Origin of the sequence: Labrenzia sp. PO1, assembly GCF_012273635.1 — a bacterium.
Taxonomy (GTDB): domain Bacteria; phylum Pseudomonadota; class Alphaproteobacteria; order Rhizobiales; family Stappiaceae; genus Roseibium; species Roseibium algicola.
In genome coordinates this window covers 943,554-966,969 of record NZ_JAAXCR010000003.1, presented here as the reverse complement: position 1 = coordinate 966,969, position 23,416 = coordinate 943,554, and the positions used below count along the sequence as shown (strand labels likewise).

Sequence of the window (23,416 nt, the reverse complement as noted above, 5' to 3'; positions counted from 1 at the left end):
AGAAGAGCCGACGGCAAAGGAAACATGGCCATCAAGGTCAGGAGTTCGGCTGAGACAGGCAGCACCCGAAAGGGCGCAAACAGGGGAACGGATTTGGAAAGCGCCGCATCGCCTGGCTGCTTTCCCGGCAGGACACACAATGAATAACAAGACACTCATCTGGACTTTGATCGTAGCCGTGCCTGTTGGCCTGGCCGCTCTCGTGACGGGCTACATCTATCGCGATACAGGGCGTCTGCCTTTCCAGAGCGGTCCCGAAGTTGCCGCCACGCCATCGGTCTCCGGCGACAGTGCAACGACCGAACAGGCTGCAGGCACTGATACAGGCACAAAGACGCAATCTGCAGAAACAGATAAGGCTGATGCGTCAGATGAGGCTCCTGCCGCGGAAACGGCAAGCGCAGGCCCAAGTTTTGACGTTGTCGGCGTTGAGCCGACCGGTGAAACGGTCGTTGCGGGCCGGTCTGTCGCAGGCGCTATCGTTGCCTTGACTGCCAACGGCAAGGTTGTCGGCAAGAGCATTGCCAATGAGGTCGGTGAATGGACCATCATTCTGGATGAGCCGTTGAAGCCGGGCGACTATGACGTTGGCCTGGAAGTTCATGACGACACCGGCAAAGCGATTGCCACCTCCGAAGAACGACTTGCCGTTTCTCTGCCGGAAGGCGGCAAGGAACAACCCCTTGTGGTTCTGAATACGCCTGACGGTCCGTCGGACGTCTTGCAAAAGCCTGAGGCCGAGCAGCAGGTGGCTTCCATCACTTCGACTGGCGAAGGTTCGCAAACAGCTGCGACAACCAATCCTGCAGAAGGCACCGCCGCCGAAGCCTCCGGCTCGACGTCCGCAACTGAAACTGCTTCTGCGGAAGCTGCCGCAGGGACCTCTGCAAGCCAGCAGACGGCCTCCCGGGAGACGAGCGAACAGCCCGCCGGCACCTCTGAGCAGACCGCTGTTGCGTCTGCCGACACCACTTCATCTGGAACAGGCACCGCGGTGCCGGAAACGGCAAGCAGTGGTGATGCCGTTTCCACCGCGAAGGCATCGGGACAGGCGGCTTCAGCGGAAACCGAAGTTGCTTCGACGTCATCAGGGGCAGCGCCGGCAGCTTTAGCGACACAGGACAGTGGCGCAGACGTTGCGCAAGCCGGCCAGAATGAACCGGCTGATGTTCCTGCAGCAGCACCGGATGCGCCGACGGTGACCGTGGAAGCTGTAGAATCCGAAAAGGACAAGGTCTTTGTCGCCGGTACCGGCGAACCTGGGTCATCGGTTCGTGTCTACGTCGGCGACGAGTTTCAGGGCGAAGCTAAGGTCGGTTCGGGCGGGAAGTGGCTGATTGAAGGTGGCAAGAATATTTCTGAAGGAAATGTCGAGGTTCGCGCCGATTTGATCGGTGAGGATGGCAGCTCGGTCGACGCTCGTGCAGCCGTTACCTTTGAAAAGGAACAGGACAAGCAGATTGTGCTGACAAAGGTCGTCGCAAGCGGTGAAGGTGCAGGAGCCGATGGCCAGGGCGCAGAAGTGAAAAAATCTCTTCCCGTCGTGATCATCCGCAAGGGTGATAACCTGTGGCGCATATCCCGGCGTCTTTATGGAGAGGGCGTTCGCTATACGACGATCTACAAGGCCAACCAGCAACAGATCCGCAATCCTGATCTGATTTACCCGGGGCAAGTGTTCCTGACACCAGAAGGCGATCTGAGCTGGCCGAAACCAGACGAAAACAACGGCTGAGGTGATACCGGCCTCTGTCGGCACTTCGGGCGTTGTTGGCACGTCTGAAAACGGCCATGGGCATTTATAAAATTCTCGGCTGTTGTCGCTGCTTATCTCTGTCAGTTACGCCTTGGTCGAATGTCAAAAATGAAGGCAGGGGATCGGAATGATCCTCTGCCTTTTTGCATCAGCCCCTTGTTTTTTTGATGATTCATCGCATATCAACGATGAAACAAACAATCGTGAATGAGGAAACCGCCCCATGAGCGGGACGGATCTGCCGGCCGGTGGAAATTGCATGACCTCCAAGGAAGGTCTGGCAAGTTGCGAGGAACTCGCGGCTATCTTCCGTGCACTTGGACATCCGGCCCGGCTGGCAATCATCAAGCAGCTCGCAAGCCGTCAGGGCGCCTGCTGCGGTGAGATCGTCAGTCACCTGCCGTTGGCTCAGTCGACCGTGTCTCAGCATTTGCAGGTTTTGAAGGACGCCGGGCTCTTGTGCTGTGACACGCGGGGCAGGAATTGCCACTACGCGCTCAATTGGCAAGTGCTCAGTCTGGCGGAGTGCCGGACCAAGGACTTCTGGGAGCGCCTGAACGCGGCGCAGCCGGACCAGTCAGGACAGTCAGCCGGTGCGCAAGTGGTTTCCTCTTCAGACTAACCCAAGTGGCCGCCTTCCGCGGCCTGGAGATTTTGTGTGACCGATCAGACAGCGACCCCGCCGCAAAAGCCTTCGGCTGCGGCTGCCGGCAGCCATTCCGCTCAAGCGCACATCCGCAAGCCTGTCAACGCAGACGAAGGCAGCACCTTCACGACGCTGGCCAACCTGTGGCCCTACATCTGGCCGTCTAATCGGCCGGATCTCAAGCAGCGTGTGCTTCTGGCCATTTTCGCACTGATCATTGCCAAGATCGTGACGGTCCTGTCGCCGTATTTTTTCGCCTGGGCGACGGATGCACTGACGGGTGAAGGCTCCAACCTGCCTGCTTTCCTGGTCGCTCCGGTCATGCTGGTGCTTGCCTATAATGCAGCCCGCGTATTGGCCGTGGCTTTCAACCAGCTGCGTGATGCGCTGTTTGCCCGGGTCGGCCAGCATGCTGTACGCCAGCTCGCAATCCTGACATTCCGCCACCTGCACCAGCTTTCCCTGCGTTTCCACCTTGCCCGGCGGACGGGTGGGCTCAGCCGTGTGATTGAACGCGGGGTGAAGGGCATAGAAGCGATTGTCCGCTTCACCATCTTGAACGGCATTCCGACGGTTCTGGAATTTGCCATCATGGCAGCCGTGATCTGGTACCAGTTCGGTTTCCTTTATGTTGTCATCGTCGCGGTGATGATCGTCGCCTACGTCTGGTTCACCATCAAGACCTCGAACTGGCGGATCGGCATTCGCCGCGAAATGAACGACAGCGACACGGATGCCAACTCCAAGGCCATCGACAGTCTGCTCAACTTCGAAACGGTCAAGTACTTCGGCAACGAAAACATGGAAGCTGCGCGCTTCGATGTCTCCATGGCGAAATATGAGAGCGCCGCGACGAAAACCTGGACGTCCCTTTCCTGGCTCAACTTCGGTCAGGCGGTTATCCTCGGCATTGGCATGGCGGCCTGCATGGGGCTGTCTGCACAGGCTGTTCTGGCGGGCGAGCAGAACATCGGCGACTTTGTCCTGATCAACGCGCTGCTGATGCAGATTTCCATTCCGCTCAACTTCATCGGCTTCCTCTACCGCGAAATCCGTCAGGGTCTTGCGGATATCGAGTCCATGTTCGACCTGCTGATGGTTCCCGCCGAAATCGAGGACAAGCCCGACGCCAGCCCGTTGAAGGCTGTTGAGGGAAAGATTGCGTTCAAGGACGTCCGCTTTCACTACGATCCCGACCGGCCGATCCTCAAGGGGATCGACTTTGAGGTTCCAGCAGGCAAGACCGTCGCCATCGTCGGTCCCTCCGGTGCGGGCAAATCGACGATCTCCCGTCTCCTGTTCCGGTTTTACGACGTCACCGACGGTTCAGTCGAGATCGATGGTCAGGATGTCCGAAACGTGACGCAGGAAAGCGTGCGTCAGGCCATCGGCATGGTTCCGCAGGACACGGTGCTCTTCAACGATACCATTGCCTATAACATCCGCTATGGCCGCCCGGACGCCAGCGACGAGGAAGTGCGGGAGGCTGCGCGCATGGCGCAGATCCACGACTTCATCGAAAGGCTACCTCAGGGCTATGACGCGGAAGTCGGCGAGCGCGGATTGAAACTGTCGGGCGGTGAAAAGCAGCGTGTTGCGATTGCACGCACCATTCTGAAATCTCCGCCAATCCTCATCCTCGATGAGGCGACATCGGCGCTCGACACACATACCGAACGCGAGATCCAGTCGGCGCTGGATGAGGTTTCGCAGGATCGGACGACGCTGGTGATTGCCCACCGCCTGTCGACCGTGGTCAACGCAGACCAGATCATCGTTCTGGAAGGTGGCGAGATTGCCGAGCGCGGCACCCATCAGCAGCTTCTGGCCAGAGACGGTCTTTACGCTTCCATGTGGGCCCGCCAGCGCGAAGCGGACGAGGCCGAGGAGCGGCTGCGAGCCGCAAGAGAAAATGACGATCTTGGTATCGTCACACGTGGTCAAAGGGCTGATTACGTACCGGCGAAATAGGTCTGGCGACAGCTATTTCTGGTCATCCGGCCTGGCCAGGCTTTGGCCGGGGGACGGAATGCACTTGTTCCCGGTATGACGCTGACCCTTGAAAGAGATCTGGGCTCAATGATCCCGGATCTCCACCACCGGTCTTCCTGCATGACAAGAAGTCAGAAACTTGCCGGAGGTCAGGCCGCACGAATTGTTTGCGGTGCCGGATCATTGTCGCAGGCCACATGGCCTGTTGTCGGCACATTGGTGTTTTGGGCAGCTTCACCCCTTTTGAACAACAGTCTTGAAAGTGCCTTGGCAAGGCGGCGCAGTTCCTGGTGGCGGGAAGCGCGGGCGCGGGCTTCGTAGTCGTCTCCTGTATGTGTCATGGTGCTCTCCATCGCTTGGGATGAGCATTTGTCTCATATTGCGTTCCTTCGAAGAATGAGGCTAGTGTAGAATTAATTCTTCGAAAGATTGGAACAATGAGACTGGAAGACCTGCAGTTTTTTGTCCGCATCGCGGAACTGGGCAGCATGGCTGCTGCCGGCCGGGAAATCGGCTTGTCGCCTTCAGCTGCCAGCACGCGGTTGACCGGCCTTGAGAAGTCCTTCGGATCCCAGCTTTTTGCCCGCACCACCAGACGCACGATGTTGACGGAAGCCGGCCGTGTTTTGCTGCAACACGCGCGCACCGCAGTTGGTGAGATCGAACAGGCTCGCTCGATCCTGGAAGCCTCCACAGAAGCGCCGCGCGGCTCGCTTCGGTTTTCCTGCAACACATTCTTCGGCAGAAAGCACATTCTGCCGTATCTGGTGGAGTTCCGCGAACTCTACCCGGATATCAGGCTGGAAATGGACTTTTCCGACAGGATCGTGGACGTGATCGAGGAAGGCTATGACATGGCGGTGAGGGGAGCGCCACTGACCGATTCCTCTCTGCTGTCCCGCAAGCTGGGCGGAAATCCAAGGGCCCTGTGTGCATCACCGGCCTACCTGGCTCGCAAGGGTGTGCCGCACACACCGGAAGACCTTGCCAACCACGACTGCATCGCCATGGCCTCCATGCCGTTCTGGTATTTCAACGGGCCGGAGGGGGAGCTCGCCTTCGAAATCCAGAAGCCGGTGATCAAGGGCGATAGCGGCGACCTGACTTACGACGCCGCGCTTCACGGCCTTGGCCTCAGCCTGAAGTCACTGGCACATGTCTGGGAAGACCTTCGCGACGGGCGACTGGTCGCCGTCATGGAAGACTATACGATTGCCCGCACCGGGGCGATCTGGGCCGTTTATCCGCCAAGCCAGTTCGTTCCGCCCAAGGTGACCGCCTTTGTCGATTTCCTGATTTCAAAGTACGGTCGACCGCCCTACTGGGAGAGCGACTATCGGACGGCTTCCACTGGCTCAAGTGGGTCGCAAACCGTGTGATTTTCATGAAAAGCAGGTTCTCTTTGCCTTGAAAAGCCACTAGAAGCGGGGCAGAAGCTAAAGCGCAACGGGTGCGTTCAGTCCCGGGCCGGGAATACGCCTGCCGCCGGGCAGCAATGGAAAGCGAAAAAAGAAGATGTCGATAGTCGATTCCGTCTCCAAGGCCATGGTGCCGATCCATCGTGAAGGCTGGCCCTTCATTGCGATTGCTCTGGTGGCGACCCTCGTTATCGGCTGGTTCATCGATCCGCTGTTCTGGATCGGCCTCTTCCTCACGGGGTGGGTCTGTTATTTCTTCCGCGATCCCAAGCGTGTGACGCCTGTCGGCGAAGGGCTGGTGATTTCTCCGGCAGATGGTGTCGTCAGCCTAGTTGGCCTGGCACGCCCGCCTGCTGAGCTGGAACTCGGCGCTGAACCGCTGATGCGGGTCTCCATCTTCATGAACGTGTTCAACTGCCATGTGAACCGGGCACCTGTTGGCGGGCGCATAGAGCGCGTCGCCTACCGTGCCGGCAAGTTTCTGAACGCGGAACTGGACAAGGCCAGTGAAGACAACGAGCGCAACGGACTGGTCATCGACACCGGCAACGGCCGGATCGGTGTCGTGCAGATCGCCGGTCTTGTTGCCCGCCGTATTGTCTGCTTCGTTCGTGAAGGAGAAAATCTCTCTGCCGGCGAGCGCTTTGGTCTGATCCGTTTCGGTTCGCGTCTTGATGTCTATTTTCCGGTCGGAACCCAGCCAAAGGTTGCCCTCGGCCAGACCATGATTGCCGGCGAGACCGTGCTGGCCGATCTGTCGGCACCGCAAAGCCCGGCTCAGTCCCTGACCCGTGTAAGCTGAGGCCACCGTGAACGAGACGCCCGATCAAGGACCGGCCGACACCCGCAGAACACCGCGCTTCCGGCGCGTACCCTTGCGCCTGATCATTCCGAACATGGTGACGTTGCTGGCGCTGTGCTCCGGTCTGACGGCTGTGCGCATGGCCTTCGAAGGCCGCTGGGAATTCGCGGTCGGTGCCGTTCTCGTGGCAGCCGTCTTGGACGGGCTCGATGGCCGTGTCGCCCGCATGATGAAGGGAACGTCGCGTTTCGGTGCGGAACTGGATTCCCTCTCGGATTTCGTCAATTTCGGCGTCACGCCGGCCTTGATGCTCTATCTCTGGATCCTCAAGGATGCAGGCAACATGGGGTGGATCGCAGGCCTTATCTTCGCGATTTCAGCCGCACTCCGTCTGGCGCGTTTCAATGTGGCCCTGGACGATCCGAACAAGCCTGCCTGGGCGTCACGTTTCTTCACAGGCGTGCCTGCACCGGCTGGAGCGCTGACCGTGCTCCTGCCGCTTTATCTCGATTTTCTCGGCCTGTTTCCGCACTGGTTCGCAGATTCAGCTTTTGTTGCAGCCTATACGATCGGAGTTGCCTTCCTGCTGATCAGCCGTTTGCCGACCTATTCCGGCAAGACGCTGGGCACGAGGGTGCGCCGCGACTTCGTATTGCCGTTGTTCCTGGTTGCGGTTCTGGTGGTGGCGCTGACCGTTTCCTATCCTTTCCGGATGTTGGCGGGAGGAGCGGTCCTTTATCTGCTGACCATTCCGTTGTCCTGGCGTGCGCACAGGAAGCTGGTGCTCGCAGACGCCTCGCTGGGCCTCGATGACGACGGTGACGAATGCGATACAGATCTCGACAACATTGCGGACAGGGACAAGGACCACGGCGGCTGACGCACACCTGATCGCAAATCGGGTTTCAGCAGGCGCTTTTCTGGTTCAATTAGGCCTCCTCGACAAATGAGGAGCCTTCTCATGCTTGATGGAAAGACAATTCTGATCACCGGTGCCAGCAGTGGCATCGGAGCGGCTGCCGCGCGTCTTCTGGCCGACACCGGTGCGAACCTGATGCTGGCTGCCCGACGGGAAGACCGACTGAAAGAGCTACGGTCGTCATTGCCCCATGCATCCAACCGGATCGCACTGTTCGTTGGCGACGTCTGCGATACCACATTTTCCGAAGCTTCCGTGAAAGCGACGCTCGACGCCTTTGGTGGCCTCGACGGAGCCTTCAATAATGCAGGTACGCTAGGAGAGATGGGGCCGGTGCCGGACATGAGCATGGAAACCTGGAACCATGTTGTCGCCACCAATCTCAACAGCGCCTTTCTGGCCGCCAAATACCAGATCCCGGCCATGCGCGAACGGGGAGGCGGGTCGATTGTGTTCACCTCGTCGTTCGTTGGCCATACCATCGGTTTTCCGGGCATGGCCGCCTATGCGGCTGCGAAGGCGGGGCTTGTCGGCCTGACACAGGTTCTGGCCGTGGAACACGGACCGGAAAACATCCGGGTCAATGCGCTTCTTCCTGGTGGCACGAAGACCGAGATGGGGGGCGATGACCCGGCATTCCGCGAGTATATCGCCGGCCTCCACGCATTGAAGCGGATGGCCGAACCCGAAGAGATCGCCAAGGCGGCTGCGTTTCTGCTGTCCGACGCCAGTTCTTTCGTCACCGGTTCCGCCATGCTCTGTGATGGCGGGAACTCCATCTCCAAGGGGTGAGTCAACACAGGAACGGTTCTGACGAAGACCCGAACCGTTCCTTTTGGGCTGAAAGGCTGATATGGCCCGGTGATAGGGGGGCTGCGGGGCTACCAATTTATTTCGGGCGAATTCTTATGAATTTCTGTTCCGTGACGGCCTTGCCCCACTGGTCGCCGACATATTCCTCCGCAAGGGTGAACCCGTTTCTCTCGTAGAGTACGCGCGCGGCTTCAAGCCCCTTGAGCGTCCAAAGGTGGATTTCATCGAACCCAAGCGCATCCGAGTGTTCCAGGGCTTTCTGGAGCAGCACTTTTCCCAGTCCTTTGCCCCGCAGGCGTTCGGACAGAATGAACCAGCGCAAATGTGCGATGTTGTTGCCAAGGTCTTCGCCATCGATTGTGATCGATCCGATAACGGCTCCGTTTTCGAGCACGCTCCAGCTGTTGTTCATCGGTTTGCCGATGCGCGGCATGAATTCGGCCATGGCGTTTGAGACCACACTTTCAAAGGTTGGCCCCATACCGACGATGTGGCCGTGAGTGCGGGCATGCATTCCGGCAATGTCGCCGATCATTCCGGTTTGATAACCTTCAGCGACCGTGAATTGTGGCTGGTAATCTGCCGGCGTTTCCTGCGGCATGGCGAGCGCTTCCGCATAAGCGGACATGGCATCGCAAATTTCTTGTGCCTTGTCCCCGTTGATCCGGTTGAGCGCCCGTCGGGCCAGGGCATCGCCAAAGTTGTCGATCTTCGCAAAGGTGGCCTTTCCGGTTTCGGTCAAAGTCAGTCCGAATGATCGGCCATCGTTGTCAGACCGGGTTTGCGTGATTTCCCCGCGGGCTTCGAGTGACTTCAGCAAACGGCTGATGGTCGATTTCTCGAGCTTCAGTCTCGTCGAGATTTCCTTGGCCGTAATGCCGGGGTTCAAACCGATTTCCATCATTGCATGGACACCTGAACCGGACAGATCCGTACCGGCGATGGTCTTGTCCAGAAAGCCGAATTCCCGGACCAGTTGGCGGGACGCTGCACGGATATCGTTGACGAGGGAGGGGGAATGCTGGGACATGCAAAAGCCTATATAGTTGTATATTACAACTATATTGATTGATGGGCCGCAATTCAAGGGGCAGTGGTTGGAATTCGGGTGAAGACACGCTGCATGTTGCCAACAAAAAGGCCGCCGGAAACCGGCGGCCTTTCTGCTTGGAGGTGCTTAGGATCACTCTGCCGCGTGCGGCAGTTCCTCCTGCGGGGGGATTTTCGGTTGCGACGGCTTCGGCATGGAAACCACCTTTGCAGCCGGGCGCTGTTCGGGCTGATCGCCAAGAGCCACAGGTTCCGGAGTTACCTCTTCGGTGGCAGTGCCTGGCTTGCGCCGTACGGTGGACACCACCTTCCAGAAGGTGCTTGACCATACACTCGGCAGCGCAATCATGACCGGGATCATCAGCAGCGTCAGCAAGGTGGAGAAAGCAAGTCCGGATATGACCGCCGTTGCCAGCTGCACCCACCAGACCGCCGTGATGCCGCCATAGGTGATCACCTGATTGAAGAAATCGAAGTTGATCATGGTGGCCATGGGCACCAGGCCGGCGATGGTCGTGATGGTGGTCAGCAGGATCGGCCGGATACGCTGAGCGGATGTTTTCAGGATCGCGTCCAGCGGGGGAAGGCCGTCATGAAGGAACCTGTTGTAGGTATCGATCAGAACGATGGCATTGTTGACCACAATCCCGGCAAGCGCCACCACCCCGGTCCCGGTCATGATGATCGAGAACGGCTGATTGGTGACGAGCATTCCGAGCAGCACCCCGAACACTGACAGAACCACCGTCGAGAGCGTCAGGATCGTCTGGTAGAACGAGTTGAATTGGGTCAGCAGGATCAGGAACATCAGGAACAGCGATGCCACCATCGCCTTCATCAGGAACTCGCCTGACTCCTGCTGGTCCTCATCCGCGCCGCGGAATTTCAGAAACACGTTGGCAGGCCATTCCTGCGTATCCAGCCACTTCTGAAGAGCTGCAACCTGTTCTGTCGGCGTGGAACCGCTTTCCGGATTGACCGCCGCCTTCACGAACATGGAATAGAGCCCGTCACGACGCACGATTTCCGACACCTTCTGGGCCGGTTCGCGGCTGACGAAGTTTGCCAGCGGCACCAGTCCAAGCGAGGTCTGCAGCCGCAGCTGGTCGAACCGGTCGATGGTCCGCTCGTTCTCCGGCAGGCGCACGCGAATGTCCACCTCGTCCTCGCTGTCTCCGGGACGATAGGTACCGATCAGAACACCGTTGGTGACCAGCTGTACCATGTTGCCAACGGAAGCGATGCTTGCCTGGTAGCGGCCGGCCTGTTCCCGATCGATTGAGATCTGCCATTCGATGCCAGGCAGGGGACGGTCGTCCTCCTGGTTCATCAGTGTGTCCATGCCGTTGATGTGCTCGCGAATGCGGGCGACAGCAGCAACCATGTCGTTGTAATCGGTGGACTTGATCTCCAGCTGAACGTCCTTGCCCGTTGGCGGACCGCCTTCGATCTTGCGGGTCTCCACCTTGATGCCGGGGATGTCACTGGTCGCGTTACGGATGTCGGCGAAGATCTCCTTCGCCACCCGGCGGCAGCAGAAGTCTGCAAGCTCGATATTGATCTCGCCCATCACGTCGGCAGGCTTGTCCTGGACGTCGCCGACGGAGGGGCCGCCGGACGAACCGCCGGGTGTGAACGCGTTGGTGATGACATTGTCGACGCCCGGAATGGACATGATCCTGTCTTCAACCTGCACAACGAGATCGCGCGCTTCCGAGGCAGACATGTTGCCACGGCCGGAAACAAGAACCACCGCTTGTTCCGGTTCTTCATCAATGAAGAACTGCACGCCGGTCGGGTTCGCCATGAACGCGCCGACGATCGCAAAGCAACTGCCGATCAGCAGCACGATGGCGGCGATGTTGCCGATCGGGTTGCCTGCAAACATCTTCAAGATGCGAACATAGATGCCAGTGAACCCGCTTACTTTCTTGACATCGAAAGCTTCGGAGCCGGAAAGGGCGGCAGCTTCCGCACGTTCCTTTTCGGCTCTCTTGGCAGCTCGTGCCTGAGACCAGTGCACAAACGGACGCAGCAGCTTGTAGGAAACAAAGCCGACAAGGACGAGGGCCACCAGGCCGCACAGGATGGCGATGCCGGTTGCAGCCACCGCTGGCACGACGCCTTCGAGAGCCATCGGTACGAACGGGCCGAATCCGACAATGACGGCGGCCAGAACGCCAAATGTCAGTGCCAGAAGTCCAGCGGCATACCTGTTCAGGAAATGCGAGACCTGGGCCAGGATGCCCCCTGTCACCGGCAGGAACACCATGGCGGTGAACAGCGAGGCGGTCAGGACGATGATCACCATGATCGGCAGGTAGCTCATGAACTCGCCGGCAACACCCGGCCACAGCAGCATGGGCAGGAACGCTACCAGTGTGGTGGCCGTCGAAGAGACGATCGGCCAGAACATCAGCTTCGCAGCGCGGATATAGGCCTCGCGGTCTTCCATGCCTTCCTGGATCTTGCGGTCGGCATATTCGGTCATCACGATGGCACCGTCGACCAGCAGGCCAACGGTCAGAACGAGGCCGAACATGACCATGTTGTTGACCGTGTAGCCGACGCCGCCAAGGATCAGGAAGCCGACCATGAAGGAGGTCGGGATCGCCAGACCCACGAGCAGTGCGGAGCGCATGCCAAGCGCCGCCAGAACCAGGATCATCACCAGGAAAATCGCCGTCAGGATCGAAGATTGCAGCGAGCCAAGCACTTCGAAGATGTTGTTGGACTGGTCGAGCATCATGTCGACACGAACGGTTTCCGGCCAGTCCCTGGAGGCATGTTCGACAACTTCACGGACTGCCGCGTTGTTCTCGATGATGTTGGTGCCGATACGCTTGACGACCTGAAGAGCAATTGCCCGGTTGCCGTTGACGCGTGTGTAGGCGTTGGGATCCTTGAAGGTGCGCCGGATCTCGGCGACATCTGCAAGGGTCACGACACCTTCACCGCTCTGTTTCAGCGGCAGCGTGTAGACATCCTCTGCGGTCTCTACGAGACCAGGCACCTTCACGTTGAAGCGGCCCTTGCCGCCGTCGATAAAGCCCGCAGGAACAAGCTGGTTGTTGAGCTGCAGCGAGTTAAGGAGCTCCTGCTGGGTGATCGAGTAGGATTCCAGTTTCTGGGTGTCGATCAGGACTTCCAGCAGCTCTTCGCGGTGCCCGGTCAGATCCGCCGACCGGACGGTGTCGATAGCCTCGATCTCGTCCTTGAGACGCCGGGCGTGCTTGTAGAGCGTGCGCTCCGGCACGTTGCCCGACAAGGCGATGATCATGGTCGGCGCAAGTGCGAAGTTCATTTCCGTGATCGTCGGCTCTTCAGCCTCGTCCGGCAGCTTGCTCTTGGCCTGGTCGACCTTGTCGCGCACGTCCGCCAGCGCCTCGTCCTTGTTGAACGAGATGTCGAATTCCAGCACGATGCCGGCATGACTTTCCGACGCGATCGCGGTGATTTCCTTCAACCCGTCAAGGCCGCGCAATTCCGTTTCCATCGGCCGCACGAGCAGGCGCTCGGAATCCTCCGGAGAAATGCCCTGCTGGGTGATCGAAATGTAGAAGATCGGCAGATCGATGTCCGGGCTGGCTTCTTTCGGGATCGAGATATAGGTGGCGACACCGGCAACGATCAGCGCCAGCATCATCACGAATACCGTCTTGGGGCGCCGAAGGACGCCTTCAAGCATGTCTATCATTGACTCACCTCTGCCGTCTCAAAGACCGGTTGCACGAGTTCTCCATCCGAGACGTATTCCTGCCCCACGGTGATGGCGACGACTTCGTCGGGAAGACCGCCGATCCACATTCCGTCCTGTTCTCCACCCAGCACCTTGACGGGGTAGAAGACAGTCTTGTTGTTTTCATCGACTGCACGAATGCCGACCTGGCCGGCGTCGTTCAACGTCAGAATTGCTGGCGAAATCTTGTGTGCTTTCTCCGCAGCCAGCTCCAGCTTGGTGACTGCCGTCACGCCGTCCCTGGCTTTGCCGTCGGGATTGGGGAGCTCGATCTCGATACGGAAGGTTTTCGTGTCCGGATTTGCCGTCGGCGAGATGTAACGCACCTTGCCGCTGAGCGATTCACCCGTCACGAGCGTGACCGTTGCCGGCATGTCCAGCGAGATCTCGGAAATATTCAGTTCCGACACTTCGCCGATGGCAATCATCGGATCCGCATCAACCACCGTCGCGCAGATGCCGCCTTGTTCAAGCTGTGCGCCGATTTCAGCCATGGGGCTCTGGATGACGCCGGCAATCGGCGAGCGGATAACTGTGTGTTCCAGCTCCTGCTCGGCCTCAATCAGGCGTGCCTTTGCAGCATCGAGCTGGGCCTGCAGGGCAGCCACACGGGTTTGAGCGGTAAAGCCCTTGCTGTTCAACTGAGTTGCTGCCTCATGGTCCAGTTGCGCCTGAGCCAGGGCAGCCTTGGCTTCCAGAATGCGTGACTGCCGCGATCCCTTGTCGAGAACACAAAGCACATCGCCGGCGGCGACATGCGCGCCTTCCTGCGCCGGGCGCTCCACCACGTCATCGGTTGTCTTGGATCTGACAGCCACCGTGGCTTCGGCTTCGGTGCGCCCGCGCACTTCCAGAACGGCTCGACGGTCTTGCGCCACCAGACGTTCCACCTGAACGCGGAAGGTCTCCGTGGACGCCTGGCTGACCCTGAGTGCCGGGGGCGGGGTGGCATGTTCGCTGTCGCCGACACCACCGATCACCATCGTGCCGCTATACATCCAGAAACCGATACCGGCCGCGATGCCGGTCGCCAGGAGGTAGGAAAACTTCACTCGCATTGTCTAAAGCTCCGAAACGTCTTGCGCTTACTCCGCGGCTGCCGCAACCGGCTGTGCCGCTTCTTCAGCAATCCTGATCAGTGCCTCGCCATGTTCTTCCAGATAGGCGAGGGTGAAATTCATGCAGGCAATGCCGTATTCACGGGTCCAGTTGGACCCGGGGTGCGAACATTCCTGGTCTTTTTCGTTGTCTGTCAGCAGGCGCAACTCAGCGTGTACCTGCGCCTTGCGCCGTTCGACCGCGCGGCGGATGACCTCGGGAGGCAGTTGCGCGGCGTTGAGGGCGATCAGCAAAAAGGGTGATTTGAAAGTGTCCGGTGCCTGTGGATCGCACAGGGACTGGATGAAGTCTTCCCTGCCGGCATCGGTGATGGAATAGACCTTGCGGGCAGGTTTGCCTGCCTGCGGCTCCTCGCGCACGGTTACCAGCCCTTCCGATTCCAGACGCGCCAGCGCCGGATAGATCGAGCCGAAGCTCGCATCATCGAAATAGCTGAACCGGCCTTCGGTCGACTCCTTCCGGATTTCGTATCCGGTGGCATCCCCGAAAGAAAGGATTGCGAGGCAGAGACTGCGTACACTCATTGACAACTCCGTGCCTGGGAGCGTCCTCCCGGCATGACGGCCTTCATACGAGCCCGGTTGCGATCCGGATGACGCTATAGGCATCGTAAGAAGTGTCATATGTTGGTTCGATATATCGAACAAATATATGCTCACGCATTTGTAATCAAGAGTGCGCTGCACAAATCTTGCGTCGAAGATGAATAAACTATGAGCTGATCTTCAAAATGATCTTAATCGGTCTATTTGACAGGTTGTTGGCAGGTATCGATCGGCGCTAGGCTGATCATGCATCGCAACAGCAATCGCAGAGCGAGGAGTGCGCGCCATGGCATTGTCGATGAAGGGGCCGGTTCGCTTGAAGCTTCCGAGAGATCCCTTGTTTCGTCTGCTTGCAGTCAACGGCCTGGCGGGAACGGCAATTGCCGGCCTCGTGCTCGGCGGCATTTTCCTCGGCAATATCGGTAATCTGAGAGTGCTTGTCATGTCGGCAGAGGACCCGGTGCTGCCGGTCATCATGCTGGCATTCGGCCTGTTCATCACCCTCGGATCCGTGGTCATGGGCTCAGCCATCATGCTGTTGGGTGAAGCCGGCCGAAGCGGAAAAGGCGGAGGTGGGGCCGCAAGGCACAGACTGCCGATATCTTTCACCGGGCAAATGAAACCAGTGCCGGTTCCAGCCAGAGCAAATCGCGGCCACGATCTGCGCCGGTGAACCTTCTCGGTCAGTTAGGCACCTTGCGTAAACGGTCAATGAGCGAGTTGCTGGTAAACTGACTTGGCCTTGGCGGAAGTCGAGGGCTGTGGCCCCAAATCAGCAAACAAGGTCATGGCCGCAGCTGCTAAAAGTAGCAGCAATCCCAGGGATGAGAGCCTCATCTCACCGGTCCTTTCGATCATGACGTCCTCCGTTTTGATGCCGCGCTTATACAGTCGCAGGATCTAAAGTCCCGGTAATACCGCATGTAAAATTTTACGTACCTGCAAATACCTACAGGCAAATCTGACAGTGCCCCGTTTCCGGTGCCGGGAAGGGGCGGCCAGGTCATGTAGCTGAAGGACTGTCAGTACGTCCGCAGTGGTCCGTTCCAGGATCGGGAAGCGAAGAAGGGTGCGTCTCCGAACAACGCAGACCGCTGTTAACCATGGCGTTCGAAAAAAAGGGAGAACTGCAAGGACAGGTTGCAGATCTTCCACGCGCCCTGTACGACCAATGGTAGTTTAACGTTTTGTTAATTATTCATTGGGGTTGTAATGCGATTTCTTTTGAGAAACTTGCACGTTTTTGTTTTTGTTAGCCTTTCAGCGTCAGCCGCCTTTTGGGTTGCTAGCCATTCCGACCAGGCGGTAGAGGTTGCGCAGCCATTGGTCGAAGACGCGGTCGAGCTTCATGTGATGGCGGAAAATGCCCTGCGCGAGATCGGTCAACTGGACCTGGAAAAAGCGGCAGATGAGGCGATTTCCTACTATGTCGCGACGCTGCGCATGCCCAGCCTGCTCTTCGAAAGGCTGTCGGATGAACTGGGCGAAGTCAGCGACACGATGGAAGAGAGGGTGCAGTCACGGCCTTTTCCTCAGACAGCAACACCTGCCGCACAAGACCGGCCGGTGCCGGTGGGGACTGGCCCGAGCCGGTATTGGCGCACAGGTGAAGACCGGTACGCCAAACTGTCGATCTGATCAGAAACGCCTCACGCTGATGCCAGAGCCAGCGCTATACCCTGGCCGACACCGATGCACATGGTGGCAAGCGCCAGGTTTCCATCCCGTTTTTTCAGTTCCAGGGCTGCTGTTCCCGTGATTCTGGCGCCAGACATCCCCAACGGATGACCGAGTGCAATCGCACCGCCGTTCGGATTGAGGATTTCACTGTCTTCGGGCAGGCCAAGGTCTCGCATGACTGCAATGCCCTGTGCGGCGAAAGCTTCGTTGAGTTCGATCACGTCGAACTCCGGCAGCGCGATTCCGAGGCGCGCGCAGAGCTTGCGTGTCGCCGGCGCGGGGCCAATGCCCATGATCCGCGGCGGAACCCCAGCGGTGGCTCCACCGACGACGCGGGCGATCGGCGTGAGATTGTGCTTGGCCACCGCAGCTTCCGACGCGATCAGCAAAGCCGCAGCACCGTCGTTGACACCGGACGCGTTGCCGGCGGTCACCGAACCATTTTCACGGAACGGCGTCTTGAGCGCCGAAAGGGCCTCCAGCGTTGTGTTCCTGGGGTGTTCGTCCTTGTCCACCAGAATAGGGTCGCCCTTGCGCTGGGGGATCATCACGGGAACGATTTCTTCGGCGAACCGACCGGATTGCTGAGCGGCGGCGGCTCGCTGCTGGCTGCGCAGCGCGAAGGCATCCTGGTCCTGTCGCGAGATCTGGAATTGTTCGGCAACGTTTTCCGCCGTTTCCGGCATGGAATCGATACCATATTGGCGTTTGAGAAGCGGATTGACGAAGCGCCAGCCGATTGTCGTGTCGAAGATTTCAGCCGAGCGGGAAAAGGCGGTGTCTGCCTTTGGCATGACAAAAGGTGCGCGGGACATGCTTTCAACGCCGCCAGCGATGGCCAGATCGATTTCGCCGGCCTTGATCGCCCTGGCCGCAGTCATCACGGCATCCATTCCCGAACCACATAGCCGGTTGAGTGTCAGACCGGGAACTGTCTCCGGCAAGCCCGCCAACAGTGCCGACATGCGCGCGACGTTTCGGTTGTCTTCACCGGCCTGGTTGGCACAGCCATAAAAGACGTCATCTACCTCGGCCCAGTCCGTGTCCGGATTGCGCTCCATGAGGGCGCTGATGGGGATCGCACCTAGATCGTCAGCGCGGACAGAGGACAGCATGCCGCCATAGCGTCCGATGGGCGTGCGGACATAATCGCAAATGAAGACATGATGCATGAGCGTTTTCCTCTCCGTCGCGTGGCGTTGGCCTCTGGGGCATGGTCGCGAATTGACGTGAAGTCTTGCCGGAAATCATCTGGCAGGGCAAGAACGCATCACAGGAAAATCGATCTCGTCAGAGTTTTTGTGATGTTTCCGGATGGCGCCGGATATCGTCTTCCTGCAAGTAGGTTCCGGACTGCACCTCAATCATCCGCACCGGAATCTTGCCCGGGTTATGCAACGTGTGCTGCGCTCCAAGCGGCACATATGCGGACTGGTTTTCGCTGAGCAGACGCGTTTCGCCGTTGATCGTGATCTCGAGCGTACCAGACACCACCACCCAGTGCTCCGTCCGGTGAAGGTGGCTTTGCAGGCTGAGCCTCTTGCCCGGCTTGATCATCATCGACTGAACGGAAAAACGTTCGCCGGCGTTGATGCGTTCGGTATAGCCCCAAGGACGGTAGGACCTCGGGTGCCGGTCCACCTCATGCCTGCCTTCCGCCTTCAGTTGCTCCACAACGGTCTTGACGTCCTGCGCCTTGTCCTTGTGGGCAACAAGAACGCTGTCGGTCGTGGCGATCACCATGACATCCTCAAGGCCGATAACGGATACGAGCCCGCGTTCAGCATAGGCCAGGCAGTTGTTGCTATCGAGAAAGCGGGCATCGCCCAATCCGGAATTGCCCTGGGCATCCTTGTCCAGGACCGTCCAGATCGCCGACCAGGAACCCAGGTCGTCCCATTCCGGTGCAACGGGCGCGCAGACGACGTTGTCCGCCTTTTCCATGATGGCGTAGTCGATGGAAATGTTGTCCAGTGTTTCGAAGGCTTCCTGGTTCAGTCGCGTAAAATCCAGATCCCCATGCCGTGTCTTCATGACGGCGACGATGTTCTCGTAAAGCTCCGGCTGGTGCTTCTTGAAAGCATCAATCATCGTATTGGCGGCATAAAGAAAGATGCCGGCATTCCAGACATAGCTGCCGTCCTTCAGGAAGGCATCGGCACGGTCCTGGTCAGGCTTCTCGACAAAGGCTTCCACAGGCCGCACAGGCTCGCTGCCACTTGCAACCTTGATGTATCCGTATCCGGTATTGGCTTCGCTGGGTTCGATGCCGAAGGTCACGATCTTGCCTGCGCGAGCGGCTGTCTCCGCCTGATGGACGGCAGTCAGGAAAAGATCTTCCTTCCGGATCAGGTGGTCGGAGGGCAACAGCAGGATCAGGGCGTTCGGGTCGGTTTCAGCGGCAATCAACGCTGCCATCAGGGCAGGGGGCGCTGTATTTCGGCCGACAGGCTCAAGCAGGATCGACTGGGCTTCCAGCCCCAGTTCGTTGAGCTGCTCGCCGATCAGAAACCGGTGGGCATTGCTGCCGATCACGATCGGAGCGGCAAGGTCCGGCCGATTGACGCGCTTGCAGGTCTTCTGGAACAGACTTTCCCCGCCAAACAGTGGCAAAAACTGTTTTGGCCGGTCGGTGCGTGACAGCGGCCACAGCCGCGAACCGACACCACCGGACAAAATACAAGGGAAAATCATGCTTTGCTTCCTGTTCTGCTGGCACATTCGGGCGCTTGCGGGCGCACCGGTGTTGCTTTGAGTGTTAATCAGCACCGGGACAAGTTGCAAGCAAGTGGCTTGAACGCTACATACGTAATAACGTAACGCCAGGGCGTTGGTTCCCAAAGAGCGCAGCAGGCTTTCAGGACTATGACAAATTCGGATACCAGGCTTGTTCAGCTTGACCGCGCAGGCATCCGCAAGGGCGGTGAATGGCTGGTGCGCGGCGTAGATCTATCGGTTTCACCGGGTGAAATCGTGACGCTTATCGGGCCCAATGGGTCCGGCAAGTCGACAACGGCCAAGATGGCGCTTGGGATCCTGAGCCCGAGCGAAGGCCGTGCCGAACGCAAGCCCGGCCTGAAGATTGGCTACGTGCCGCAGAAGCTCGCCATCGACTGGACGTTGCCGCTGACGGTCGCCAGGTTCATGCGGCTGACGAACCCCCTGTCCGATGCCGAATGCCGCGCTGCGCTGGCGCGCACCGGCGCTGAAAGGCTGATGACTTCTCAGATGCGCACGCTCTCCGGCGGTGAAATGCAGCGTGTCATGCTGGCCCGCGCGATTGCCCGCAATCCCGGGCTGCTGGTGTTGGACGAGCCGGTGCAAGGCGTGGATTATGCCGGAGAGATCGCGATCTACGACCTCATTTCCGAAATCCGCAACACGCTTGGCTGCGGCATCCTGATGATCTCTCACGATCTTCATGTCGTGATGGCCGCAGCAGATCAGGTGATTTGCCTCAATGGTCACGTTTGCTGCCGCGGAACCCCCTCTGACGTCAGCCGTGACGACCGGTATCATGCGCTGTTTGGCAACCGGCGCAATGCGGCGATTGCCGTCTATGAACATCACCATGACCACGTGCATCTGCCGGATGGAAAGGTGCGCCACGCGGACGGTTCGCTGTGTTCCTCCTGTTCCGGCGAGCATCATCACGCACCTGCCGACGCGGCTGCGGAGAAAGAAGGCGGCATTCGAAATGCTGGATGATTTCTTCACCCGTGCACTCATTGCCGGCATAGGTGTGGCACTTGTTGCAGGACCGCTTGGCTGTTTCATCGTCTGGCGTCGCATGGCCTATTTCGGCGATACGCTGTCCCATGCAGCCTTGCTGGGCGTTGCCCTGTCGCTGCTCCTCAACGTCAACACCACGTTGGCAGTCGGGGTTGTTTCCATCCTTCTGGCGATCGTGCTGATGGCACTGAGGCGCAGCGACACGCTGTCTTCCGATGCATTGCTTGGCTTGCTGTCCCATTCCGCGCTCGCCCTGGGATTGGTCTGTCTGGCCTTCATGACATGGGTCCGGGTCGATCTGCTGGGGCTGCTCTTCGGCGATATCCTGGCCGTCACACCCATGGACATCGCCATGATCTACGCTGGCGGTGCGATCGTGCTCGGTGTCCTCGTGGTCATCTGGCGCCGCCTGTTCGCAGCAACGGTCAGTCCGGACCTTGCCGCGGGCGAGGGGCTGAAGCCTGAGCGGACCGAGCTGATCTTCATGCTGCTGACGGCAATCGTCATTGCCATTTCTCTGAAGATCATCGGCGCGCTGCTGATCACAGCGCTGCTGATCATTCCCGCCGCTGCCGCCCGGCGCCTGTCGGCATCGCCGGAACAGATGGCGGTGATTGCAGCCCTGACCGGAGCTGCCGCCGTCGTCGGCGGGCTCTATAGTTCGCTGACCTACGATACCCCGTCCGGCCCCTCCATCGTTGTTGCGGCGATGGCGCTGTTTGTCGTCAGTCTTGTCCCGGGTGTGCAAATCGTGAGAAGGGTGAGATCGAGCACGAAAGGAGATCGTCCGTGAGCGTTGAGACACATCCCGAACTGACCAAGAACCAGGCCCTGGTGTTCGGCTCGTTGTCGGACGCTGGTGGACCTTTGACGGCCTATGCGATTCTCGATCTGTTGCGCGACAGCGGTTTTCGTGCACCGCTGCAGGTCTACCGGGCTCTCGACAAGCTGGTGGAATACGGAATGGTCCACCGGCTGGAAAGCCTCAATGCCTTTGTGGCCTGTTCCCACAAGGGCTGCTCCGGTCATGGCACGGCTGCCTTCGCCATCTGTGAAAAATGTGGTGTTGTCAGCGAGTTTACGCCGGACAAGGCCATTTCTCTCCTGAGGGAATGGACACAGAGCGAAGGCTTCCAGTTGTCCCGGACGACCATCGAACTGCGCGGCACCTGCCGGCAGTGCACCATGCCGATGTAACCCTGGCGGCGTTTCCCGGCATCCATTTGATTTCCGAGACACTGTCTTTGTTCTAGGATGTCTGCATCGAATCCGCGGAGAGGTTCATGGCAGACAAACTGGGCATCGGCATCATCGGATGCGGCACCATCTCAAAGACCTATTTTGATCTGGCGCCAAAGTTCAATGGCCTTGAAATCAGGGCCTGTGCGGATCTGAACCGTCATGCTGCGGAAGAGCGCGCATCCGAATACGGCGTGCGTGCACTCACCGTGCACGACCTGCTTCTGGCGGATGATGTCGATCTGATCGTCAATCTGACTGTTCCCGATGCCCATTATCTCGTTTCCCATGAAATCCTGGCACACGGGAAGCATGTCTATTCGGAAAAACCTCTGGCTCTGTCGATCCGGGACGGGCAGGCGCTTGCCGATTTTGCACGCAAAAAACATCTGAGGGTCGGGTGTGCACCGGATACGTTTCTGGGCGGGGCACATCAGATTGCCCGCAAGGCAGTTGACGAAGGACTGATCGGAGAAATCGTTGGTGGCACGTGCCATGTCATGAGCCACGGCATGGAGCATTGGCACCCCAACCCGGACTTCTTCTTCAAGCCGGGAGGGGGGCCGGTTCTCGACCTCGGACCTTACTACATTGCCGCTCTGCTCAATCTGATCGGCCCGGTAAAGCGTGTGTGCGCCATGTCAGCCATGCCGTTCAAGACCCGGACGATCGGGAGTGGCACTCGAAATGGTGAAAAGATCGATGTCTCCACCCCAACCACAATCCATGCGATTCTCGAGTTCCGTTCCGGTGCAAAAGTAACGCTGACGGCGAGCTGGGACGTCTGGGCACACAGGCACCAGCCTATGGAGCTTTACGGTACCCGGGGAACACTTTTTCTGGCCGACCCGAACTATTTCGGCGGAGACGTAAGCCTGGTCACCGAAGATGGAACGACAAAAGCATTAGACGATGCGATGCACCCGTTCGGTTTGGCGAATGTCGATGACAACGGCCTGCCGCGTGCGAACTACCGCGCTGCCGGTCTGGCAGACATGGCCCAGTCGATCCTGAGTGGAGACGACACCGAGTTCCGCTGTTCGCTCGAACGGGCACTGCATGCGGTCGACGTCATGGTGTCGATTTTGAAATCTGCCGAAACGGGAACGTTCATCGAAATCGAACACCAGGCCAGCCGTCCACAGGCGCTTGCTGCCGCAGAGGCAGTCAAATTGCTCGTCTGAAGCTGGTTGCAGGTGCACCGCCAGCCACCTATCTTCGCCGCAAGGGATGTCCGGGTCTGAGGGCACCCGGCCGCTTGCGGGCAAAAGAGGGAGAGCGGAAATGGCCTTGTTGATCGCCGGCCTTGTGCTGTTTTTGGGAATTCACACGTTGCCGATGTTTCCGGCAACGCGCAATGGGCTGGTCTCAAGGCTCGGCGAAACACCGTACAAGGGTCTATATACGCTCTTGTCGTTCGTCGGTCTGGGGCTGATCGTTTACGGTTATGGCGTGGCCCGTTTTGAAGGCCCGCCGGTGCTGTACGATCCGCCGTTCTGGCTGCGCCACGTCACCATGCTGTTCATGGTTCCTGTTTTCATTTTCCTTGTCGCTGCCTATGTGCCGTCGCGGATCAAGACAGTCCTGAAACATCCGATGCTGGTAGCCGTAAAACTGTGGGCATTGGCTCACCTTCTGGCAAATGGCGATCTGGCTTCGGTGCTTTTGTTTGGCGGTTTTCTCGCCTGGGCAGTGGCAGACCGGATTTCGGTCAAGCGCCGCGGGCCCGGCGCAGGGCAGATAGGTGCACTGGCAACGGCCAAGCCCGGAAAATACTCCGATTTTGTCGTGATTCTGTTGGGCTTGGTCCTCTACGGACTGTTCGCGTGGAAGCTGCACGCCTTGTTGATCGGCGTTCCGGTGGCCTGATAGCGGTCGCGGAGCTTGAAATTACGTTAGAAATCCGGCATTCCGTGCCGGATTGCCCCACTTGCGCCATGAAGGACCGATTTAAGCCCCTTCAGGG

Annotated in this window: 21 protein-coding genes; 14 read left to right on the top strand and 7 right to left on the bottom strand. The window is 58.9% G+C overall.

The window, feature by feature from the left end; translation table 11 throughout:
- Positions 1 to 139 precede the first annotated feature (139 nt).
- The 3 genes from HCG46_RS19285 to HCG46_RS19275 all read left to right on the top strand — a co-directional run bounded on the left by HCG46_RS19285 (position 140) and on the right by HCG46_RS19275 (position 4,373).
- Positions 140 to 1,735 carry a LysM peptidoglycan-binding domain-containing protein gene (locus HCG46_RS19285; protein WP_168687101.1) on the top strand — a complete coding sequence of 532 codons (1,596 nt, stop codon included), beginning with the start codon at positions 140 to 142 and terminating at the stop codon, positions 1,733 to 1,735.
- Between the two features lie 244 nt (positions 1,736 to 1,979).
- Positions 1,980 to 2,378 (top strand): metalloregulator ArsR/SmtB family transcription factor, encoded by a 399-nt coding sequence (locus tag HCG46_RS19280; protein ID WP_152511140.1) that lies wholly within the window; start codon positions 1,980 to 1,982, stop codon positions 2,376 to 2,378.
- Between the two features lie 111 nt (positions 2,379 to 2,489).
- Positions 2,490 to 4,373, top strand: a complete 1,884-nt coding sequence (locus tag HCG46_RS19275; protein ID WP_168687216.1) for an ABC transporter ATP-binding protein/permease — start codon at positions 2,490 to 2,492, stop codon at positions 4,371 to 4,373.
- A 170-nt stretch (positions 4,374 to 4,543) separates the two neighbouring features.
- Here HCG46_RS19275 and HCG46_RS19270 read toward each other — a convergent pair whose 3' ends face one another.
- A complete protein-coding gene (locus tag HCG46_RS19270; RefSeq protein ID WP_152506961.1) occupies positions 4,544 to 4,735 on the bottom strand; it encodes a hypothetical protein in 192 nt (63 codons plus the stop codon).
- A gap of 96 nt (positions 4,736 to 4,831) precedes the next feature.
- On the opposite strand from HCG46_RS19270, the gene HCG46_RS19265 reads away from it, so the two are divergent.
- The 4 genes from HCG46_RS19265 to HCG46_RS19250 all read left to right on the top strand — a co-directional run bounded on the left by HCG46_RS19265 (position 4,832) and on the right by HCG46_RS19250 (position 8,325).
- On the top strand, positions 4,832 to 5,773 hold the full coding sequence (locus HCG46_RS19265) for a LysR family transcriptional regulator (RefSeq protein WP_168687100.1): 942 nt from the start codon (positions 4,832 to 4,834) through the stop codon (positions 5,771 to 5,773).
- A 100-nt stretch (positions 5,774 to 5,873) separates the two neighbouring features.
- Complete coding sequence (locus HCG46_RS19260) at positions 5,874 to 6,614, top strand: phosphatidylserine decarboxylase (RefSeq protein ID WP_286185457.1); 741 nt, start codon at positions 5,874 to 5,876, stop codon at positions 6,612 to 6,614.
- A 7-nt stretch (positions 6,615 to 6,621) separates the two neighbouring features.
- Positions 6,622 to 7,494 (top strand): phosphatidylcholine/phosphatidylserine synthase, encoded by an 873-nt coding sequence (locus HCG46_RS19255; protein WP_062489071.1) that lies wholly within the window; start codon positions 6,622 to 6,624, stop codon positions 7,492 to 7,494.
- A gap of 81 nt (positions 7,495 to 7,575) precedes the next feature.
- Complete coding sequence (locus HCG46_RS19250) at positions 7,576 to 8,325, top strand: SDR family oxidoreductase (RefSeq protein WP_168687098.1); 750 nt, start codon at positions 7,576 to 7,578, stop codon at positions 8,323 to 8,325.
- A 97-nt stretch (positions 8,326 to 8,422) separates the two neighbouring features.
- Here HCG46_RS19250 and HCG46_RS19245 read toward each other — a convergent pair whose 3' ends face one another.
- The 4 genes from HCG46_RS19245 to HCG46_RS19230 all read right to left on the bottom strand — a co-directional run bounded on the left by HCG46_RS19245 (position 8,423) and on the right by HCG46_RS19230 (position 14,778).
- On the bottom strand, positions 8,423 to 9,376 hold the full coding sequence (locus HCG46_RS19245; RefSeq protein WP_168687097.1) for a helix-turn-helix domain-containing GNAT family N-acetyltransferase: 954 nt from the start codon (positions 9,374 to 9,376) through the stop codon (positions 8,423 to 8,425).
- A gap of 153 nt (positions 9,377 to 9,529) precedes the next feature.
- Positions 9,530 to 13,093 (bottom strand): efflux RND transporter permease subunit, encoded by a 3,564-nt coding sequence (locus tag HCG46_RS19240; protein WP_168687096.1) that lies wholly within the window; start codon positions 13,091 to 13,093, stop codon positions 9,530 to 9,532.
- Positions 13,090 to 14,193 (bottom strand): efflux RND transporter periplasmic adaptor subunit, encoded by a 1,104-nt coding sequence (locus tag HCG46_RS19235; protein WP_062489067.1) that lies wholly within the window; start codon positions 14,191 to 14,193, stop codon positions 13,090 to 13,092. Before HCG46_RS19235 ends, HCG46_RS19240 begins: the two co-directional genes overlap by 4 nt.
- Positions 14,194 to 14,220: 27 nt before the next feature.
- Positions 14,221 to 14,778 (bottom strand): helix-turn-helix transcriptional regulator, encoded by a 558-nt coding sequence (locus HCG46_RS19230; RefSeq protein WP_023003940.1) that lies wholly within the window; start codon positions 14,776 to 14,778, stop codon positions 14,221 to 14,223.
- Positions 14,779 to 15,085: 307 nt separating this feature from the next.
- Between HCG46_RS19230 and HCG46_RS19225 the strand changes: the two genes are divergently transcribed.
- The gene (locus HCG46_RS19225; RefSeq protein ID WP_168687095.1) at positions 15,086 to 15,472 is read left to right on the top strand and encodes a hypothetical protein; all 387 of its coding nucleotides are present in this window, start codon (positions 15,086 to 15,088) and stop codon (positions 15,470 to 15,472) included.
- Positions 15,473 to 16,122: 650 nt separating this feature from the next.
- Positions 16,123 to 16,437 (top strand): hypothetical protein, encoded by a 315-nt coding sequence (locus tag HCG46_RS19220; RefSeq protein ID WP_168687094.1) that lies wholly within the window; start codon positions 16,123 to 16,125, stop codon positions 16,435 to 16,437.
- Positions 16,438 to 16,448: 11 nt separating this feature from the next.
- Here the strand turns inward: HCG46_RS19220 and pcaF are convergent, their stop codons facing one another.
- A complete protein-coding gene (gene pcaF, locus HCG46_RS19215; protein ID WP_023003943.1) occupies positions 16,449 to 17,651 on the bottom strand; it encodes a 3-oxoadipyl-CoA thiolase in 1,203 nt (400 codons plus the stop codon).
- Positions 17,652 to 17,769: 118 nt separating this feature from the next.
- Positions 17,770 to 19,173: a mannose-1-phosphate guanylyltransferase/mannose-6-phosphate isomerase gene (locus HCG46_RS19210; protein WP_168687093.1), complete on the bottom strand. Its 1,404-nt coding sequence runs from the start codon at positions 19,171 to 19,173 to the stop codon at positions 17,770 to 17,772.
- A 171-nt stretch (positions 19,174 to 19,344) separates the two neighbouring features.
- Here HCG46_RS19210 and HCG46_RS19205 point away from each other — a divergent pair, with 171 nt between their 5' ends.
- The 5 genes from HCG46_RS19205 (at position 19,345) to HCG46_RS19185 (ending at position 23,319) form a co-directional block, all read left to right on the top strand.
- Complete coding sequence (locus tag HCG46_RS19205) at positions 19,345 to 20,187, top strand: metal ABC transporter ATP-binding protein (protein WP_055653619.1); 843 nt, start codon at positions 19,345 to 19,347, stop codon at positions 20,185 to 20,187.
- Positions 20,177 to 21,004: a zinc ABC transporter permease subunit ZnuB gene (gene znuB, locus HCG46_RS19200; RefSeq protein ID WP_168687092.1), complete on the top strand. Its 828-nt coding sequence runs from the start codon at positions 20,177 to 20,179 to the stop codon at positions 21,002 to 21,004. Before HCG46_RS19205 ends, znuB begins: the two co-directional genes overlap by 11 nt.
- Positions 21,001 to 21,408, top strand: a complete 408-nt coding sequence (locus HCG46_RS19195) for a Fur family transcriptional regulator (RefSeq protein WP_023003947.1) — start codon at positions 21,001 to 21,003, stop codon at positions 21,406 to 21,408. Before znuB ends, HCG46_RS19195 begins: the two co-directional genes overlap by 4 nt.
- A gap of 86 nt (positions 21,409 to 21,494) precedes the next feature.
- Positions 21,495 to 22,634, top strand: a complete 1,140-nt coding sequence (locus HCG46_RS19190; protein WP_168687091.1) for a Gfo/Idh/MocA family oxidoreductase — start codon at positions 21,495 to 21,497, stop codon at positions 22,632 to 22,634.
- A 100-nt stretch (positions 22,635 to 22,734) separates the two neighbouring features.
- On the top strand, positions 22,735 to 23,319 hold the full coding sequence (locus HCG46_RS19185; RefSeq protein WP_062489062.1) for an NnrU family protein: 585 nt from the start codon (positions 22,735 to 22,737) through the stop codon (positions 23,317 to 23,319).
- Positions 23,320 to 23,416 lie beyond the last annotated feature (97 nt).